Source organism: Janthinobacterium sp. GMG1, from assembly GCF_034427795.1.
GTDB lineage: Bacteria > Pseudomonadota > Gammaproteobacteria > Burkholderiales > Burkholderiaceae_D > Janthinobacterium.
Window position 1 is genome coordinate 99,464 of record NZ_JAXQNT010000005.1, and the last position, 19,749, is coordinate 119,212.

A 19,749-nucleotide genomic window follows, 5' to 3' on the forward strand; every position below is an offset into this window, starting at 1 on the left:
AAACGCCATGCTAGCGCAATGGCTGGCATGGCGCCAGCATGAGCTTATTCAGCTGTCACTGCGCTGGCTTGTCCGGATCGATGTAGTACGAACCCGGCGGCGCGCCCGGCACTTTCACCCGGAACTTCAGACCGGACAGGAGCTTGTCCCACAATGCGATCGCCTCCTCGTCGGTCAGAGACGATGCTTCGGCGGCGCCGACCATGTTGTGGGCGACTTTGGTGTACATCTTGACTTCCAGCACGGACGGATTCGCGACGTCTTTCGGTTTGCCTACCAATGCCCATTCAAAATCATGGACGCCATCGGTGCGTCGTATCAGCGACTCTTCGCCTTTCCAGTGCTGGACGGTGCGCTTGCCTTCGCGCAGCAAGGTGCGCTTGGGGTAGTCGCTACCCTGTATATCTTTTGCACTTTGTATACGGTTAAGCAAAGACAATTCTTCCCGTTCCTCTTTCTCAAACTGTTCGGGTGGGTAATCACCATATGCATCTTTGTTTGAACTGATGGAAAAACGTACATCAGGAAGGCCTGGAATATAAATACCTGCACTATCGATTTCTTGCGTCTTATACAACTGTTCCGCCAAAAAACCATGTTCGAGGCAAAGCCCGGGATACTCAGGAGTGTCATCTTCATCACGCAGTCGAATATTTTTGGCGAGAACATGCTGTCGCTTAGCCACATCCTCCTCTCTTTGCTTATTTGTCATCGCATCTCTTGCGATGAATGTGATATTTCCTTTAGTTATATATGTTTTAAAATAGAGAAGATTTAACTCCTTGGCTACGTCACTTTCATAATAGCGTAATTGCCAGCTATTTTCTATAGGTCCTTCTTTGTTGTACATGATGTTTGCGGTTTCACTTTTGAAATATATTTGTTCTATGTCTTCATTTATTCTGGCTGAAACTCTTTCTGGTGGGGTTTTAAATGTGTCAACACTCTGGCTCCCTATTATTAATTTTGTGTCGATGGGGACTGTCAATGCGTAGCGACCAAAACATAATATTTTTGTTTTTGAAAAAATGCCGCTCAGGCGATTATTTAATCTTATTGTTCCAGACACGACTTCCTCCTTGTTTGTGTAGCCTCGCGTGCAACTCATCATTGACGAAAAAATTATTGCCAATATGAGAATTTTTCCAAAAATAATTTTCATTCTTAGGTCCAATCTGCTTTTTTTGCGATCTGAACTATGGAGTAGAGCATTGATGCGAGAACTTTTTTGTCTGCGTAGCTATCCTGATGTTTATACCCTGTTCCTTCTTTCTCTCCGTGCTGAAAAAGGTTACCTTTAATATGGCGCGCAGAATGGGTTGCTGGAACAGTATCGTCTCCGGGAGCTGCCGCTTCTTGTAATTTTAACTTTAATATGCGCGATCCAGCTTGAACTGTTAATGTGCCTTTAGCATCGTCACTAACTAATTTCCATTGTTCTGAAGGTGGAATTTTATCTTTTTTTGAAAAATCAAATAATCCTCCATTCATTCCGTCAACAATTTTAAAAATTATTTCACCATAACTAAGATATTCTTTTGATTTGCAATAACTGGCATAGGTTATGTTGTGAAAAGAATTTTCTATTGATTTTAAAAAAACGGAAGCCTCTATTAATCTTTTTTTTACATTTTCCAATCCGCCGCCTCGGCCGTCAGCAATATTGGCGGGATTAATCCATAGTGGATTGATTAGTCGCCACCAATTATTTGCTGGCTGCAGATAAATGCTATTCAATGCGGTTTGTTTTTCAGAAGGCCAACTCCATAGCACTTGATCTTTTGAATCGACTACTTTGAGCCAGTTCGAACCATAGGCTGCGCCGGGCATCATTTCTAATGGAGCGGGTGCGTTCGCCAAAACGGCCGTGGCATGCCTGCCGTCAATGCCAAGAATTTTAGCTTCGATATCACTCTTAATGCCAAATTTTTCCTTGAATCCGAACCGCATGCGTTTATACGCGCCTGCTGCACCTGTCGATGGCATGACATTATGATAAATACCCAATATATTTACCTTTTTATCATTAATCATGTTCCCGTACTTTGGATGTATCAAGGCACGCGCTAATAACCCGCCCATACTATGCGTGACAATGATTACTTCTTTGCATTTAAATCCACATTTCTCATAACCTGCGACAAGACCACGTATTCGGTCAGCAATTACTTTTGCGGAGTCTGCGTTGCTCTTCAGGAAATTGTAACCCATAGCATGAACCGGGTACCAGCATGGAGCTACTATTTTAAGATCGACCTCGGTAATGGCCGTGCCAGAGGATGCCCCAAATTCCTGAGGATTTTTCATCAACAGCGTGCTAATTTCAGGATGTGAACTTCTTTCAACTTTTGATGATTTCTGTCGCCAGCTAGGTAATACTTCCCCTTTTTTTATTATGTTGTTCATGAAAAATTCTGTAGTTTTTAGCATCTCTCCATAGGCACCTGTAAAAAGTATTTCGCTCCAACCTCGCCATCTGGCAATTTGTGCAGGGGTTTCACGCACATCTGGAGGAAGGTAGGTGTCCAGTACGCCTGGTGACTTGTAGGATGCATTTTCGGCTCGTTTTTTCTTGCTGATTGTAATTAATGGAGGAACTTCAGGAAGATCATGCGGAATATTTTTATGCCGTGTATCAGAAGTAACGGTAATGCTTCCACTAGGCTCAAATCTCCCTTTGTTTTCGGTGTATATATAATATTCAACCTCGGTTTCATTTGGGTCAAGAGCCATTTGGCGCTGCGCCGGTGATGCGGTTTTAAACCACCCACCAATTCCATTGCCTTCGAATGCATTCATTTTTCCGGCGGCGTCCAACATGTCGTCTGGCCTCCAGGCGATATTGTCGGATTTATCCAGTTCTTTTTGGCGTACCTTACTCATGCGTAAATTACTACCCATAACCCCGGGTAAAAATATGATAGGAATTATTTTCTTAGGAGGAACAGTAACGTCATGACGGATCGTGTCGTTTATTTCTGTCATATTGACGGTGTATTCAGCCCATCCGCCAACACTCTGCCGAAACTCACCTTGGTGATTGCCGTGTTCATTCAAGTCGTTATCATCACTCATGGCAATTCTCCCTTATAACGTATCGTATAGCTGTCCATGCCATCTCCTTTTTGTAGTGGCGTTAGCCCGTCAACGCCGCTTTTTTCGCTAATAATATTGCCGTCGTCACGTATGAGTTCAAAGGCGATATCGGGTGCAGGTTTTCCGTCCACTTCCAGCAAGCGAACGGCCTGATCAAAACGGGTTACTGGCCTCTCATTGAATTCCTGCGACACGCTCTTCGGCGCCAAGGTTTCCAGGTTGCCGTTGAAGAGCACGGGGGAAGAGGTGAAGAACTGCACCTTGTCGCTGATTTCCAGCATGTGGTTGGCGCCGTGCAGGCGTACGCCTTTTTTGCCCTTGATGTTGACCCAGTCCGCTTCGCTGATCAGCGACAAGACTTTCTGGGCGAGGATTTCCACCTCGTCGCTGTGGGCCTGGATGGCCACCTTGCCGCTGGCGGCGATCAGTTTCATGCCGGCCTTGTGCACGAACAAGCTGAAGGTCTTGGCGATACTGGCAAACATGCTGTCGCCGCTGGCGAGTGAAATATGCTTGCTGCTGGTGAGCGCCACATGCTCGCCGGCGGCCAGGTGGATGGACTGGGCCGTGCTCAGCTCGATGCCGGCCGGACTGGCCAGCAGCAAATGCGCTTCGGACAGCTCCGGGAAATCGCCGCCGGCGCCCTTGATGGCGGCGTTTTGCCGCTGGATGGAGTCGGCGACGGCGCCCTGTTGTGTTGCACTGTCTTGCGCACCGGCATTAACGGCCATCACGGCCAGGCCTTGCTGCAGCTGGCGTGCTTGCGCCAGGCGGGCCTGTGTTTCGTCGAGTTGCTTGACGGAGCCGCCGCCTGTCGGCGTTTCCGTGGTGATCAGCATGCCTTTGGCTGCGCGCAAGGCGCCCCAGGCGTTGCTGGCCAATTCAAAACCGACGCCGCGCGCTTCCTTGCGACCGGCGTTGTCGTCGATGCGGGTGATGTTGCCCAATGACAGCCGGCTATCCTGGTGCTCGCTGCGCAGCTGTGCCTGGATCGCGCCCTTGGTATCGTCGAGCACCAGGTGGTTGGCGCTGCGGGCGCCCAGTTCGCGGCTGCGCAAGCCGGACAGGGCGCGCTGCTGTGGCAGCTGCCACGGCGGCGGATTGGCGCTGTTGTAGACCACGCCGATGACGATGGGATGGTCGATATTGCCGTCCTGGAATTGCACGACGACTTCCTGGCCCACGCGCGGCAAGGTGATCTGTCCCATTTGCGGCCCCGCCATCGGCATCATGACTCGTATCCATGGCGAGCTGCGCTCATCGAATTCACCCAGGCGGTCCCAGTGAAATTGCAGGCGGATGCGTCCCAGGGCATCGGTATGGATTTCCTCTCCGGCCGGTCCGACGACGAGTGCCGTCTGTACGCCGGCAACGATGCATGGCGTGCTGTTGTAGCCACGGCCCGGCCGCCAGCGGATGTCCCGGCGCAGGCACACCAGTTTATTCGCATAATGCGAGGGTGCGCTGGGGCCGGCCTGATAATTATTGCTGGCACTATGCTCGACTGACAGGATCAGGTATTCGCGTTCGGCGATGCTGTCAGGGCGCTCCTGGCCGGGCTGGTAGCGTTTTTCCTCGGCGCTGAAATGTCCATCAAGCCGGAAGCAATGGCCGGGCTGAGCACTGCGGTGATTGCCTGCCGCCTCGAAGTACTGGCGCAAATGGTCGCTTTCTTCCATGCGGCGCTGTGCCAGAGACTCCCCATCATCGACATTTTTATAACCGTAGGCGCCCGTGTTTTCATACAGTTCGTGGGCAAATACATCACCCTGGCGATTCAGGGAGTAGCCGCTGGCAAGGCGTGGCTGTGGATTCTTATAGTCGAAACTGGCCAGTGTCAGCTGCCCGGAGCCGATCCGGCGCACGGCTTGCCACTGTTGCAGGCCATCGTCTTCCATGGAGCCCGATTCGGAGTGAAAACGCATGGCGCCGTCACCCGACACCGTGGCGATCATGTCAGCCAGGGTGCTGTTGTCTGCGAGCCACAAGGTATGGCCATCGGCGCGGTGTTCGTACCAGTAATGCCAGCCCAGCGCCTCCCAGCGCCGGTGCAGGTGGTTGTAGTCGGTTTCATTGTGCTGGTTGGCGCAGGTGATCTGTGGGTCGTCGCCATGGATGCTGGTTTTCCAGTCGCGCTGTTCGTAGTGGGCAAAGGTTGCCTCGGTCAACTGCATCACGCTTTGACCATGGAATGAAACACTGTCCTGGCGCAGCCGGGCGAAGGCCAGCCATGGTTGCAGCACCATGCGGTACCACGCAAAGCCGCCATCGGCGCGCAGCAGGCAAAACTCGCCCACATAGCCATTGAAGTGGCGCAGCGTGCCATCGTCGCGCACCATGGAAATGGTCACCATGCGGCCCATCATGGCCTTGAGCGCAATATGCGCGTCATCGGACAGCAGTTCGACCTCGAAACGGAAGTCGCGCGACACCTCTTCCGTGCCGCTCAGCGAATTGACCAGCAGGATGGCGCCACCTGGTCCATCTGCATGTGGGAAATCGATTTTCAGCAGGCGCCGTTCTTGCGCGGCGAGGTCGAAGGCCGAAAGTTCCGCCTGGATGCTTGCATGCATGACCTGCCTCCGTTAAAGCGATGTGATCAGGTGGGCGCCACAGGCGGTGGCATCGCCGTCATAGGCGTACGGCTTGCCCATGTGTTTTGCGCCAGCGCCGTCCGGCGTGATGGCAAAGCTGCCCTTGCACTTGGGGCAGAAAGTGGTGTCATCGGCCAGCGCCGCCGTCTTCCCCATCACGGTGCTGCCGGATGATGCGCTGGTGACCTTGCCACCGTGATCGGTTGCGTCTCCAAGCCGGATGACGCCGCGTCCTGCATGTTTCATGCTTGCCTCGCTTTCCAGGGATGAACTGCTCAAGCCAGCTGCAGCAGATAACGCACTTCGGTGCCGCGCACCTTGCCTTGTGCTGTCTGCAAGAACGTCGTCCAGCCCAGGCGCCGTCTTTCTGACGGGTTGGCGCTCAGGAGCAGGGGGGTAATGCATGGCGGACTTAATATCAGCCGTACTTCATATTGCAAGTCCGGTACGCCAAACAGCGCCAGCATCTTTGCCAGTACCGCCGCGCCTGTGCTGCGCGGCAGGAAACGTTGCAGGCCAGCGGGATCGAGCGGACCGATATGCAGGCAGACGCGCATGTCCTGGCGCCACAGCCGCAGGCCAAGCGTTGCGCCGCGCGCCAGGCTAAAGTTGACACTGCCGAGCAGGCTGCGGCGGTTTCTTTCCAGATAGTCCCAGCCACCGACAAATTGCTGCACGGTGACGGGGACGCCGCAGTACTCGGCCAGCACGGGGCCAATCGCTTGCGCGGAGACGGGGCGGCAGCGCAGCAGACCAGCGTACCAGGCTGCGACGTCCTGCGTCACGGCATCAGGTTCGCCGTTCGACGGCAGCGCCGCGCGCCGCACGCCAGCCAGTGCCATCAGCAAAGGCAGTTGCACATCCGTGGCCTGGGTCTGCAGCGTGGATTCCAGTCGATACTTTTCCCACGCCTGGTAATACAGCGCGACCATGCGGTGCGAAAAGATATCGAGGAAGGCCGAGACGCCAGCGTCTTTGCTCGACAAGCGGTAGGCGGCGATGCGGTCCGAGTGGTGCAAGGGCAAGGTGCCGCCGACGCCCAGAAAACGCATGAACGTCGGTATCAAGGTCAGCTGTTCATTCTCGTCGAGCGAGAGCTGTTCGATTTCACTGGCGGGAAAACTCAAGGACACGCTGTTCTTGAAGCGCAACACCTGGCCGAAGGCTTGCGCATGGGATACGTTCTGCCGATGTAGCCAGCACAGCAGAATACGCACCGCCTGCACGAACTGGTAGCGGTAGGGCTCGGTCAGCAAGTGGTGTATTACACCAGATTCTGCAGGCCGCTTCTTGGTTTGCATCGGATCAGCTCCTCTCCGCTTTGCCCTGACAGCACCACCAGTTCGATGAAACTGTTGATTTGCACATACAGCCCAAGGAAGTGATCGATCACCTGCACAAACAGGTGCATGCTGGTGCCGACGAACGCTTCCTCGTCAAGCGTGATGCGCACCTCCACGCCATGCGCCAGCGAGGTGCCGCGCTTGTGCCGCAGCCATGTCGTGGTCGGCGAATGCGTCAGCGCGACGACGCCGCCGATCTGGCGTTGCGAGCTTGCTGATTGGGACAGGTCATACAGCGTCAGCATTTCGCGCAGCGCCGGCAGACCATCCTGGACCAGCGCGTGATGATTCAGCGCCAGGTGCGAAATCAGGCGCCAGTGCAGGCCCGCGCCCGGTGAAAAGCGCCGCGGTTGGCTGGGGCGCCGCAGCATGTGCAGTGCAGGTCCGCCGCCGTACGGTTGCAAGTCTCCTTGCGGCTGGCCGTACTTGAGCGACAGCGGAAGATCGCGGTTGCTGCATGTCAGCGACAGCGACAGGCTGGCCTTTTCATGGATTAAGGGATTGAAGTCGCTGTCGACCAGCGTGATTTTCTTTTCATGGCCAGGACTGTTGATGGCCAAAGCCATGTCGTGGCGTATGACCCAGTAGTGTCCTTGTTGCGCCGCACCCTCGCCATGGCGCAGGCTGTACAGCGGGCGAAATTCGGTTAGCGTGCTTTCGCCTCCGCGTTGGCGCAGCAAACGCACCGCATCGACAGTGACGACTTCGTAGCCATGGGCATGGGTCGCATGGGCCAGCACGGAGTAGTCCGTTTTCTGCCGGGTGACGGCAATCGGCACGCCTTCCTGGCGGAAGAGATTGACCGCAGGACTGCAGCCTAGCCTCAAGTTGTCGCTGGAAATGCTGGACAGCATGCGCGCCGCAGAGGAATCGGGCCGCAAACCGGCCATGCACAGATGCAGGGTAAAGCACTGGCATCCAGGCGGCAGAGCAGAACTCAGCGCCGCGATATCGATGTCGAAGAAATTGAATTTTTCAGGATATGCAAAATACTCGCTCAGGATGCGGTAGGCCGGCTGCGAACGGGCACCGAAAGGTATCACGCCCTCCGTGTCGCCGAAGCCGACGGGCGTCAATGGCAATGCGGGCAAGGTCATCCATTGCACCGCATCGATGGACACAAAAGCGCAGACTGTCTGCAGGAACAAGGCATCGCGCAATGCGGCGGAAAAAGAAGCTTCGCCATCGATGAACACGCGCAGTGATGCGGGTGCCGCGTCGAGATGCCGGATGCGGATGTTCAATGAGGAACTGGCTGATGCGGGCAGGCGCACGCCTGGCGGCGGCTTGATCATCGCATCGAAAACCGCGCTTTCCAGTACCGATGTACCTGTCGTCATGTCGTAGACCGTCTTGAAGCGGCAGCGCACGCCGCACACAGGCGTTGCGTCCATTTCACTGCCGGCCGGCAGGTGCACTACGCCCGCTCCAGCCGCTGGGGCGGACTGGTGAACGATGGTGCACGATGGAAAGGGACGCAGATAATGTGGGAACAGGGCTTCGAACAGGGCTTCGGTAAATTGCGGATAGTCGTCATCGAGCCGTTTCGAGATGCGCGCCGCCAGCATGGCCACCGATTCGATCAAGTGTTCGACGTGCGGATCTTCGCAAGACTCGCCGGACATGTGCAATTTGCCGGCGATTCTCGGATAGCGTTCGGAGAATTCACGGCAATGTCTCCGTAGCAGCACCAGCTCGCGTTCGAAATACGGCAGCAAGTCCTCCATCTCTCTTTTCCTGTGTTTGCGACGGAATGGCCAGTATCCGAGCGTTTGCTCCAAGGTAAATTGCGTTTGCGCAAATAATTGAACAGGGTTGCTGCGCAACATCAAGGACTACCAGGCTGGCGACATCAGACTGGCAAGGCAGCATGATTCCAACGGTCAACATGGAGAACGCCATGACATTGCCATCCAAATTACTGTGGTCCGAGGGCCTGGCCATCGGTCCCCAGCAATTCCAGCAGCTGGACCGCTACCATGAAGCGCGCCTGCAACGTCTGGCCTCATTAATCAATCCACATTTATGGGGCGTGCATGGCGTCAGCTGGAATGCGGATGCTCTGGCCAACAATAGCCTGCGGGCGGACGCCATGTCGCTCGTCTTCCAGGATGGGGAACTTTTTGAGGCGCCGCTTGGCGATGTATTACCCGGCGCCGTTGATCTGTCCAAGCTGCCTTCCAGCGAATATAGTTTTACTTTTTATGCCGCGTTGCCCGCGTTGCAGGCACACGGCGGCAATGTGAGTTCCGCAGGCGCGCGCTATGTCCAGGCGGATATCGAAACTCCGGATCTGTACAGCGAGGCAGTCAGCATAGACGTGGCTTACCTGAAGAAACGCGTGTACCTGCTGTCGCAACTGGATCCCCTGCATGATTATCTTGCCATCCCGGTGATCCGCTTATACCGCGCCGGCAACGGCGGCTTTGAAGTCGATACTTCCTTCATCCCGCCTGGCCTGACCGTCAGCGCCGAGCCTTCGCTGCAGAAAATGCTCGAGTCGCTGATTGACCGCATGGGGGCGAAAATTGAGGCACTGTACAGCCGCCACCGTCAGCCCGGTAAAAATACCGTTGAATTTCATGGCGGGGATGTTTCCTCGTTCTGGATGCTCAATACCTTGAGCACGGCCAGCGCCACGCTCAGTCATTGCGCCAGTTACCGGCGCCACCATCCCGTGTACTTATTTGAAAAAATGATGGCATTGGCCGGTGGCTTGATGACGTTTTCGAAAAAATACACATTAAGCGACTTGCCGGCGTATTGTCACGATGACGCGGCACCCGGTTTCGGCAAGCTCGACGGCATCATTCGCGACCTGATCGATACGGTGCTGCTGTCGCGTTACTTCCCGATTGCATTGTCCAACGACACGCAACAGAATACCCACTATCACGGTTTGCTCGATGCCAAGCGGATTGACCGTCAGACCGAACTCTGTCTTGCGGTAAACGCCGATATGCCGGCGCTGGAACTGGTTGCCACGGTGCCGTTGCAGTTCAAAATATCCTCTCCGGACAATATCGAACTATTACTGGGCCGGGCACTTCCAGGTGCCGAGTTGCGCCATATGGCCCAGGTTCCTGCAGAGGTGCCGGTGCGGCCCAATACGTATTACTTTTCGATCGACAACAAAGGCAGTATTTATGACAGCATGATCAAGGCCCAGGCGATTGCGATTTATGTGCCGTCTGGCATAAAAGGGTTGAAGCTGGAATTGTTCGGTATCAGCGGCACCGCCGCGTAACGATGCTTGGCGTGACGAGCGGGCGTCTTGTCAAAAGATTGCCCTAAGGAATAGACTTGCCCCTCCAGTTGACGTTATCATGTTTTTGTAAGTGTCGGTGGCTGAGCAGTCGGCGCATAGTTGAAACATGGTGACAGGCGGGGGCGAGCATGGGCATGGCGAATGATGCGTGAGGTGCCGGGCGGCTTGCGGCCTGGCGGCGGGATGGGCAGGGCAGCGGTGCGCCGCTGTGGCCGCGCATTGCTGCTGGCGTTCTGTGTTGCCGCAGCCCCTGCCGCCATGCCGGCTGCGACGCCGGCCGCTGCGGCGCTGCATCAGGGGCAGCGCGTGCTGTTCCTCAATGCTTACGATTACGGCCGCGCCGGCGTGGAATCGTACACGCGCACCTATGTGGCCGCCATGGCCGCCGCGGGCCTGGCCAGCGAAGACATCATGGTCGAGCACCTGAACCTGAATACCCAGGGCGACCCGGCGCTGCGCAACGAGATGCGTGATTTGTTGCTTTTAAGATACACACAGATGATGGGGCGCAAGGCCGACCTGATCATCGCCATGCAGCAACCGGCGCTCGATTTTCTGCTGTCCGACCTGGCGCCGCTGGCGCGCGGCGTGCCCGTGCTGGCGATTAATACCTCGGGCAAGGCCTTGCCGGCCGGCAGCCCGCTGGCCATCTGGCAGCAAAAGGCGAATGTCGATTTTCCCGGCACCCTGACGCAAGCCATGGCGCTGTTTCCGGAAACGAAAACCATCGTCATGGCCGTCGGCGCCAGCGAGGCCGACCAGGCCTTGAAGCGCAGCATGCAGCAGGCGGCGCAGGCGTGGCAGGGCAAGGTGGCCATGCGCTATCTCGATGACCTGACCCTGGAACAGATGCGCGTGGCCGTGGCGCACCTGCCCGCCGCTACGCTGCTGGTGGCGGGCAATGTCAACCGCGACGTGGACGGCGCCATCGCCACGCCGGTGCAGTTTGCCGGGGAACTGGCGCGGCTGGCAAATGTGCCCGCTTTCGGCATGTACAACACGAGCGTGGGCAAGGGTATTCTGGGCGGCTCCATCCTGCACATCGAAGGGGCCGCGCAGCAGGTGGCGCAGATGTCGCTGGCCGTGTTGGCCGGCAAGGCACCTGCCGCGCCGGGCGCCTTGCTGCCGCCGGTCCGCCCGGTGCCCATGTATGACTGGGAACAGCTGCAGCGCTGGGATGCGGACTTCAGCCGGCTGCCGCCGCACACCTTGTTCTTCAACCGCCCGCCGCAGCTGTGGCACGAACACCGCGTCGCCGTGCTGTCGACTGGCGCCGTGTTTCTCGCCATGGCGTGCATGCTGAGCGCCCTGCTGCTGCAGCGCCGCCGCCTGCGCCGCGCCGAGAGCGACGCGCGCGAAAGCGAGCAGCGCTTCCGCATCCTCGTCGAGCATGCGCCCGAAGCCATCGTCGTGTATGACCTGGACCTGGACCGTTTCATCGATGCCAACAGCAGCGCGCAGCGCATGCTGGGGATGTCGCGCGAAGCTCTGCTGGCACGTGGGCCGTTCGACCTGTACACCGGCGAGCAACCCGATGGCCTGCCGTTGGGACTGATGATGGAAGAGCATCTGCGCCGCGCCATGCTGGGTGAACCCATCCTGGTTGAACGCAATGTGCGGCGCGCCGACGGCAGCATCTTTCCGTGTGAAGTGCGGCTGGTGCGCTTGCCGATGGAAGGGCGGCGCCTGGTGCGCAGCGGCATCGTCGACATTTCCGAGCGCAAGCACAGCGAGCAGGAGCTGCTCGGTTACCGCGACCACCTGGAAGAACTGGTGCAGCAGCGCACGGCGGCCCTGTCGGTGGCCGTCACCGAGGCCGAATCGGCGAACCGCGCGAAAAGCGTCTTCCTGGCCAACATGAGCCACGAATTGCGCACGCCCTTGAATTCCGTGATCGGCTTTTCGCAGATGATGGCCGATTCGAGCAGCATGTTCGAGGAAGAAAAGCATAACCTGGCCATCATCAACCGCGCCGGCCATCATTTGCTGACCTTGATCAACGATATCCTTGAATTGTCGAAAATCGAGGCGGGCCGCATGCAGCTGCAAGCGGGTCCCGTGGACTTGAACGGCTTGCTCGACGAGGTGCTCGAAATGGTGCGCATGCGCTCCGGCGACCAGGGCATCGCGCTGCGGCTCGAGCGCTCCGGCGTGCCGCCGCTGGTGCGTCTCGATGGCGCCAAGCTGCGCCAGGTGCTGCTCAATTTGCTGTCAAACGCGCTCAAGTTCATCGAGCAGGGCAGCGTGACCCTGTCGCTGGCCTGCCAGGCTGGCGGCGATGGGCAAGTGGCGCTGGCGTTTGCCGTGCGCGATACGGGCAGCGGTATCGCGCAAGAGGACCTGGAACGCATCTTTGAGCCGTTCGTGCAGGCCGACAGCGCCGTGGCGCAGGCCGGCACGGGACTGGGGCTGACCATTTCGCGCGAATTCGTGCGCCTGATGGGCGGCGAGCTGCGCGTCGAATCGACTCTGGGCGCCGGCTCCGTGTTCCACTTCGACTTGCGCGCGCCGGTGCTGCAGCAACCGGCCATCGCGTCGCTGGCGCCGGGCCGCGTGGCGCGCCTGCCGGCGGGCCAGCGCGGGCGCACGGTGCTGCTGGTCGACGATGATGACAACTGCCGCAAGCTGCTGGCCGGCTTGCTGGCGCCGCTGGGCTTCCAGCTGCAGGAGGCGGCGGGCGGCGTGCAGGCGCAAGCCATGCTGGCGGCGCAGCGCTACGACATGGTGCTCAGCGACTGGCGCATGCCGGACATGGACGGCCTGGCGCTGACGCGCTGGCTGCGTGCGCAGCCGGCGCTGGTGCAGCCGCGCCTGGTGATCATGACCGCCTCCGCCTTCGAGGAAGAAAAGCAGGAGGCGCTGGCGGCCGGCGCCGACGGCTTCCTGCGCAAGCCGATCGAGCAGGAACACCTGTTCGCCATGCTGGAGCAGCAACTGGGTGTGCGCTTCCAGCGCACCGCCGCCGCGCCGCCGCGCGTGCCTGCGGCTCCCTTTGACTTGCAGCAGTCGCTGGGCCAGCTGGGCGCGGCCGAGCGGCAGGCGCTGCTAGAATCCGTGCAAGCCCTCGATTTGCGGCGCAGCGCCATCGTGCTGGCCGGCGTGGCGACCAGCCTGCCGCAGCTGGCCGCGCATGTCGGCGCCATGCTGGAACAGCATCAGTACCAACCGCTGTGCGCCTTGCTGGCGCAGCTGGCCAGCGAGCCGCAGGGCGAAGACGCATGACCAGGCACGCACCCAAAGATGCGCGCCTGGGCGGCGTGTCCATCGTGCTGGCCGTCAGCGTGACGCTGACTTTTGTCGTCACCGCGCTGCTGCTGGTGTTTGCCGTGCTGTTTTACCAGTCCGAACGCGAGCAGCGCTGGCAGCAGCTGCATCGCAGCCTGGCCGTAAGCGCCGACCAGCTGGCCGTGGCCATCGAGCTGCCCTTGTGGAATCTCGATGAAAAGCAGATGCAGGCTATCATGCGCAGCACCTTGGGCAAACGCGACCTGGTGGCCAGCGCCCTGACGCCGGGCATCGGCAAGGAAGCGCTGGTTCTGCGCCGCACGGCGGCCAACACCATCGACAGTTTCCCCTCGCTGTCCGCCGAACCCGGCTGGCTGGTGCAGCGGCGCCCCGTGACGATGGGCGGGCAAGTCATCGGCAACGTGGCCGTGTATGCGACGCCGGCCCTGCTGCACGCGCAGCTGCGGCAGCGCGCGCTGGGCATCGGTGCCATGATCGTGGCGCTCGACGTGATTCTGGTGGCCAGCATCTGGCTGCTCATGTGGTGTCTGATGCTCAAGCCCCTGAAGGCGATCGGCCAGTATGCGGCCGGCATCCAGGCGGGGCAGGGCGAAGCGTTTGGCACGCCGCCGAAAGCGTGGTTCCTGGGCGAGCTGCGCACGCTGTACCGTTCCATCCGCGACATGGTGGCGCTGCTCGACAGCCGCTATCGCGCCTTGCAGCGCAGCGAGGAACGCGTGCAGATGGCCACCGGCGCGGCCAGCATCGGCATCTGGGACTGGAATGTCAGCAGCGATGCCTTGCAGTGGGATGAACAGATGTATGCGCAGTTCAAGGCCGACGCGGACAGCACCATGGCGCCGGCGGCGATCTGGCGCGCGGCGCTGGTGCCGGACGACGTGCCGGCCGCCAAGGAGGCCTTGCGCGCCGCACTGGGCGCCGGCCAGGCCTTCACGCACGAGTACCGCATCCTGTGGCCCGATGGCGCCATCCGCTACATCAAGGCCGACGCCGTGATCTTCCGCGACGGGCAGGGCCGGCCCATGCGCCTGGTGGGCTCGAACTACGACATCACGGCGCACCGCGAGGCGGAACTGGAACTGCTGCGCCACCGCCATCACCTGGAAGAACTGGTGGCCGAGCGCACGAGCGCCCTGTCGGTCGCCGTCAGCCAGGCGCAGGCGGCGAACCGCGCCAAGAGCACCTTCCTGGCGAACATGAGCCATGAACTGCGCACGCCCCTCAATTCCGTGATCGGCTTTTCGCGCCTGATGGCCGCCTCGCCGAACATGCAGGACGATGAAAAGCGCAACCTGGCGATCATCCACCGCTCCGGCAATCATTTATTGACGTTGATCAATGAAATCCTCGAACTGTCGAAGGGCGAGGCGGGGCGCCTGCACGCGCAGGCGGCCGTGGTGGCGCTGGCGCCCCTGCTGCAGGAAGTGATGGACATGCTGGGCATGCGCGCCGAGCAGCAGGGGCTGGCCCTGCGCCTCGATTGCGCTGACGTGCCGGCGGCCGTGCTGCTCGATGCGACGCGCCTGCGCCAGGTGCTGCTGAACCTGATGTCGAACGCCGTCAAGTTTGCCGGCGGCGGCGAAGTCACCTTGCGCGTGCGCGGCGAATGGCGCGATGGCGGGCAATGGATGCTGTCGTTCGCCGTCAGCGACACGGGCATGGGCATCGCCCCGGAGGACCAGCAGCGCATTTTCGAACCCTTCGTGCAGGCCGACAGCGCGGGACCGAAGGATGGCACGGGCCTGGGCCTGGCCATCTCGCGCGAATTCGTGCAATTGATGAAAGGCGAACTGACGGTCGAATCGATGCCGGGGCAGGGCGCCACCTTCCGCTTCAGCATTCCCGCGCAGGCGGCCGAGGCGCCCGTGCAGGTGCCCGTGCCGCAGCCCGTGGCGCCGGCGCCCGAGGCGCCACCGGCACTGCGGGCGCAAGACTTGCTGCTGCTGGCCGGGGACGAGCGCGCGGCCTTGCTGGTGGCGCTGCGCGAATTGAACCTGGCCAGGGTAGCACTGCTGCTGGGCGCCTTGCCGGCGGCCGCCGCGCCCGTGCTGGCGCCGCTGCAGGCGATGCTTGACCAGCATCAATACCGCCAGCTGTGCGACTTGCTGGAGAATGAGGGCGCGCTGGCGCCCGCTTGAAAAGTGTGGGCTGACAACATCGGTTTCGCTGAAAAGACGGACTAAGTGGCGCCGATGGATGGTGCTAAATTGCAATAAAGATTATGATGATAGTACGTAGTTCATCGCAAAGAAATGTCTTGTCCAGCGCGGCAACTGATCGCCGCGCCTCATCCAAAGCTGAGAGAACTGCTACATGCACCGCGATTTTTCGGAAGTGAATTCGAAGGGCGAAGTACTGATCGTTGAAGATACGCCGGCTTCGCTGAAGCTGTTGAGCGATTTGCTGGGCGGCGCCGGCTATGCGGTGCGCCAGGCGCCGAACGGCGAACTGGCCCTGTGGACGGCCCAGGCGCGCCCGCCGGAGCTGATCCTGCTCGACGTGCGCATGCCGGGCCTCGACGGCTTTGAAGTGTGCCGGCGCCTGAAGGAGATACCGTCCCTGCGCCAGGTGCCGGTGATCTTCCTGTCGGCGCAGTACGATACGGACGACAAGGTGCGCGGCTTCGCGCTGGGCGCCGTCGATTTCATCGCCAAGCCCTTCCAGGCCGAGGAAATCCTGGCCCGCACGGACGCCCACGTGCGCCTGGCGCGGGCGCAGCTGCAACTGGCGCAGGAGCGCGCCAACCTTGAGCGGAGGGTGGCCGAACGCACGGCCGAACTGGAACAGGTGGCCAGCACCCTGGCGCGCGAAGTGCAGATCCGCCGCGCCAATGAAGAATTGCTGCGCCTGTCGGGCCAAGTCTTCGAAGCGACCCAGGACGCCATCCTGATCACGAATCCGGCCGGCGTCATCGTCACGGCCAATCCCGCCTTTACCCGCATCACCGGCTACGCGGCGCAGGAAGTGGTGGGCACGGACATCATGCGCCTGCATGCCGAACACACGGGCGAAGCGGTGCTGCTGGCCTTGCGCCAGGGCCTGCGCAGCAGCGGTTGCTGGTCGGGCGAGGTGCAGACGCGGCGCAAGAGCGGCGACACCTATCCCTGCCTGCTCAGCGCCTCCACCGTGCACGGGCCTGATGGCGCCGTCGTCAATTACATCGGCGTCTTCCTCGACATCAGCGAGCGCAAGGCCGAGCAGCATCTGATCGATTTCCTCTCCTACCACGACGCGCTGACGGGCTTGCCGAACCGCGTGCTGCTGCGCGAGCGCTTCGAGCAGGCGCGCGCGAACGCCCAGCGCGACAGCCAGCAAGTGGTGTTGATGTGCCTGGACCTGGACCGCTTCAAGAACATCAACGATTCGCACGGCCAGGCCGTGGGCGACAAGGCGCTGCAAGTGGTGGCGCGTTTCCTGTCCGGCTGCGTGCGCGAAGGCGACACGGTGGTGCGCCAGGGCGGTGACGAATTCCAGATACTGCTGCAGGACGATGCCCTGCTGGGGCGCACGCTTGCGCTGGCGCAAACCATCCTGGCCGGCTTGCGCGAAGAACTCAGCGTCGATGGCGAGCGCCTGGCGCTGACGACCAGTATCGGCATCGCCATGTGCCCGGCCGACGGCGACAGCCTCGACGACGTGCTGCGCCACGCCGACACGGCCCTGGTGCGCGCCAAGGAAATGGGGCGCGACCATTACGCCTTCTTCACGGAGCGCATGGGCAGCGATATCCGCGCCCGCCTTGCGATGCAGCAGCAGCTGCGCGGCGCCATCGGCCGCGATGAATTCGAAGTGCACTACCAGCCGCAGATGTGCTTGCGCACGGGCGCCTTGCTGGGCGCGGAAGCCTTGCTGCGCTGGGATAATCCGGTGCTGGGCAAGGTGCCGCCCGGCCTGTTCATCGCGCTGGCCGAGGAATACGGCTTGATCACGGCCATCGGCGAATGGGTGCTGGAAAGCGTGTGCGCGCAAATCCGCGCCTGGCACGATGCGGGCCTGGGCAGCGTCAAGGTGGCCGTCAACCTGTCCGGCAAACAGTTCGCGCAAGACCGCACGGTGCCGTTCGTCGAGGCGGTCTTGCGCAAGTACGGCATCGCACCCGCCTGCCTGGGCATTGAAATCACGGAAAGCACGGTGATGGGCGACCCGGACAAGGCCGTGGCGGCCCTCACGCGCCTGAAGGATATCGGCGTGGGCATTTCGCTCGACGATTTCGGCACCGGCTATTCCAGCCTGGGCTACCTGAAACGCTTTCCCATCGACGTGCTGAAAATCGACAAATCCTTCGTCGACGACGTCACCACCAGCAGCAGCGACGCGGCCATCGCCCGCTCCGTCATCTCGCTGGCGCACAACCTGGACATGCGCGTCATCGCCGAAGGCGTGGAAACGCGCGCACAGGTCGACTTCCTGACGGAACACGGCTGCGATGAAATGCAGGGCTATTACTTCAGCCGTCCCCTGGCTGCCGAAGCGTTCACGGCCTTGCTGCGCGAACGGCGCACCCTGGGCGTGGCGTAGGAGGCAAGCACTGCGGTGCGGCCAATGCACCATGCCGGTGCATCCGCTGCAGCGCGGTGCACGATTCTCACTTTTCCTTTCCCTGATGCTGGCACATATCCTGCTTAGGTAATCGCTTATTTACGCGATTGCTCCGCATGCCAGACAGTACCCGTCCAGTCACGCCGAATGAAGCCAGTGCGCACAGCGCCTGGCAGGCGCATTTGCGCCTGGGCTTTGCGCTGCACGATGGCGTCAGCCGCCTCGTCGAGCGCACGCACAGTGGCCCCCTGCGCGTGCAAAAGCCCCTGTATCCGGAAGGCGACGCCGTCTGCCACGCCATCATCATCCATCCACCGGGCGGCGTCGTGGGCGGCGACCAGCTGGCCGTCGACGCCACGGTGGGCGAGGGCGCGCGCGCCTTGCTCACGTCGCCGGGCGCCGCCAAGTGGTACCGCGCCAACGACCATGTCTCGGGCCAGCGCATCGTGCTGCGCGCCGGCAGCGGCGCGGCCATCGAGTGGCTGCCGCAGGAGAGCATCTTCTTCGACCAGGCCTGCGTGCGCCTGCGCCACGAGGTGGAGCTGGCGCCGGACGCCAGCTACATCGGCTGCGACATCGTCTGCCTGGGACGCAGCGCCTCGGGCGAAATTTTCAACACGGGCAGCATCGATCAGCAGGTGCAGATCCGCCGCGGCGGCAAGCTGCTGTGGTGGGAGCAGGGCGTGCTGGCCGCGGGCGGCGCACTGATGGCCAGCCCCCTGGGCCTGGGAGGACACACGGTGTGCGCCACCCTGATCGCCGTCGGCGTGCCTGTTTCTCCCGCCGTGCTGGCGGCCGTGCGCGAGATCGCCGTGCCGGCCGGCGCCGTGTTTGGCGCCACGCACATGAAATCGCTGGTGGCGGTGCGCCTGCTGTGCGGCGACAGCGAAGCGGCGCGCCGCGTCATGCTGGCCGCATGGCAGCTGCTGCGCCCCGCCATGCTGGGACGCGATGCCGTCGTGCCCCGCATCTGGAACACTTAATCAGGAAAGAAGCGCAAGGAAAAACATGGACCTGACTCCCCGAGAAAAAGACAAGCTGCTCATTTTTACGGCCGCGCTGCTGGCCGAACGGCGCCTGGCGCGCGGCTTGAAATTGAATTATCCGGAAGCGGTGGCCCTGATCAGCGCCGCCATCATGGAAGGCGCGCGCGATGGCAAGTCGGTGGCGCAGCTGATGTCGGACGGGACAAAAATTCTGTCGCGCGCCGACGTCATGGATGGCATCGCCGAGATGATCCCCGATATCCAGGTGGAAGCGACCTTCCCCGATGGCAGCAAGCTGGTGACCGTGCACCACCCGATACCGTAGTCTTTTGAGAAGGAGCTCCTCATGACCCCAGGCGAATACCAATTGGAAGAAGGCGAAATCAGCTTGAATGCCGGGCGCGCCACGGCCACCGTGGTGGTGGCCAACCGGGGCGATCGGCCGATCCAGGTAGGCTCGCACTTCCACTTTTTTGAAGTCAACCCGGCGCTGGCCTTCGAGCGCTGGCGCGCCTACGGCATGCGCCTGAACATCACGGCCGGCACGGCCGTGCGCTTCGAGCCGGGCCAGCAGCGCACGGTGGAACTGGTGGCGCTGGCGGGCGAGCGCAAGGTCTACGGCTTCAATGGCGCAGTGATGGGCGAACTGCAAGACACACCACCGGGAAAGGATTGAG

General features: G+C 60.5%; 13 protein-coding genes. 7 read left to right on the plus strand and 6 right to left on the minus strand.

The window, feature by feature from the left end:
* Nucleotides 1–55: 55 nt before the first annotated feature.
* The 6 genes from SJI03_RS15310 to tssF are packed head-to-tail and all read right to left on the minus strand — an operon-like array spanning nt 56 to nt 8,760.
* Nucleotides 56–1,162, minus strand: a complete 1,107-nt coding sequence (locus SJI03_RS15310; RefSeq protein WP_322427751.1) for a T6SS immunity protein Tli4 family protein — start codon at nt 1,160–1,162, stop codon at nt 56–58.
* Between the two features lie 2 nt (nt 1,163–1,164).
* Nucleotides 1,165–3,075 carry a hypothetical protein gene (locus tag SJI03_RS15315; protein WP_322427752.1) on the minus strand — a complete coding sequence of 637 codons (1,911 nt, stop codon included), beginning with the start codon at nt 3,073–3,075 and terminating at the stop codon, nt 1,165–1,167.
* A complete protein-coding gene (locus SJI03_RS15320) occupies nt 3,072–5,669 on the minus strand; it encodes a type VI secretion system Vgr family protein (RefSeq protein ID WP_322427753.1) in 2,598 nt (865 codons plus the stop codon). Before SJI03_RS15320 ends, SJI03_RS15315 begins: the two co-directional genes overlap by 4 nt.
* A 12-nt stretch (nt 5,670–5,681) precedes the next feature.
* Nucleotides 5,682–5,969 carry a PAAR domain-containing protein gene (locus tag SJI03_RS15325; RefSeq protein ID WP_416208751.1) on the minus strand — a complete coding sequence of 96 codons (288 nt, stop codon included), beginning with the start codon at nt 5,967–5,969 and terminating at the stop codon, nt 5,682–5,684.
* Nucleotides 5,966–6,991 (minus strand): type VI secretion system baseplate subunit TssG, encoded by a 1,026-nt coding sequence (gene tssG, locus SJI03_RS15330; protein WP_322427754.1) that lies wholly within the window; start codon nt 6,989–6,991, stop codon nt 5,966–5,968. The genes SJI03_RS15325 and tssG overlap by 4 nt, the downstream gene beginning before the upstream one ends.
* The gene (tssF, locus tag SJI03_RS15335; RefSeq protein ID WP_322427755.1) at nt 6,955–8,760 is read right to left on the minus strand and encodes a type VI secretion system baseplate subunit TssF; all 1,806 of its coding nucleotides are present in this window, start codon (nt 8,758–8,760) and stop codon (nt 6,955–6,957) included. The genes tssG and tssF overlap by 37 nt, the downstream gene beginning before the upstream one ends.
* Nucleotides 8,761–8,933: 173 nt before the next feature.
* Here tssF and tssK point away from each other — a divergent pair, with 173 nt between their 5' ends.
* The 7 genes from tssK to SJI03_RS15370 all read left to right on the plus strand — a co-directional run bounded on the left by tssK (nt 8,934) and on the right by SJI03_RS15370 (nt 19,748).
* On the plus strand, nt 8,934–10,280 hold the full coding sequence (gene tssK / locus SJI03_RS15340; protein ID WP_099378829.1) for a type VI secretion system baseplate subunit TssK: 1,347 nt from the start codon (nt 8,934–8,936) through the stop codon (nt 10,278–10,280).
* A 162-nt stretch (nt 10,281–10,442) separates the two neighbouring features.
* On the plus strand, nt 10,443–13,523 hold the full coding sequence (locus tag SJI03_RS15345) for an ATP-binding protein (RefSeq protein ID WP_322427756.1): 3,081 nt from the start codon (nt 10,443–10,445) through the stop codon (nt 13,521–13,523).
* The gene (locus tag SJI03_RS15350; RefSeq protein WP_322427757.1) at nt 13,520–15,685 is read left to right on the plus strand and encodes a sensor histidine kinase; all 2,166 of its coding nucleotides are present in this window, start codon (nt 13,520–13,522) and stop codon (nt 15,683–15,685) included. Before SJI03_RS15345 ends, SJI03_RS15350 begins: the two co-directional genes overlap by 4 nt.
* Before the next feature lie 175 nt (nt 15,686–15,860).
* Nucleotides 15,861–18,065, plus strand: coding sequence for an EAL domain-containing protein (locus SJI03_RS15355; protein ID WP_322427758.1), 2,205 nt, complete (start codon nt 15,861–15,863; stop codon nt 18,063–18,065).
* Nucleotides 18,066–18,202: 137 nt separating this feature from the next.
* The gene (locus tag SJI03_RS15360) at nt 18,203–19,069 is read left to right on the plus strand and encodes an urease accessory protein UreD (protein ID WP_322427759.1); all 867 of its coding nucleotides are present in this window, start codon (nt 18,203–18,205) and stop codon (nt 19,067–19,069) included.
* Between the two features lie 25 nt (nt 19,070–19,094).
* The gene (locus tag SJI03_RS15365) at nt 19,095–19,397 is read left to right on the plus strand and encodes an urease subunit gamma (protein ID WP_034751936.1); all 303 of its coding nucleotides are present in this window, start codon (nt 19,095–19,097) and stop codon (nt 19,395–19,397) included.
* Nucleotides 19,398–19,418: 21 nt separating this feature from the next.
* Complete coding sequence (locus SJI03_RS15370; protein ID WP_035819980.1) at nt 19,419–19,748, plus strand: urease subunit beta; 330 nt, start codon at nt 19,419–19,421, stop codon at nt 19,746–19,748.
* Nucleotide 19,749 lies beyond the last annotated feature (1 nt).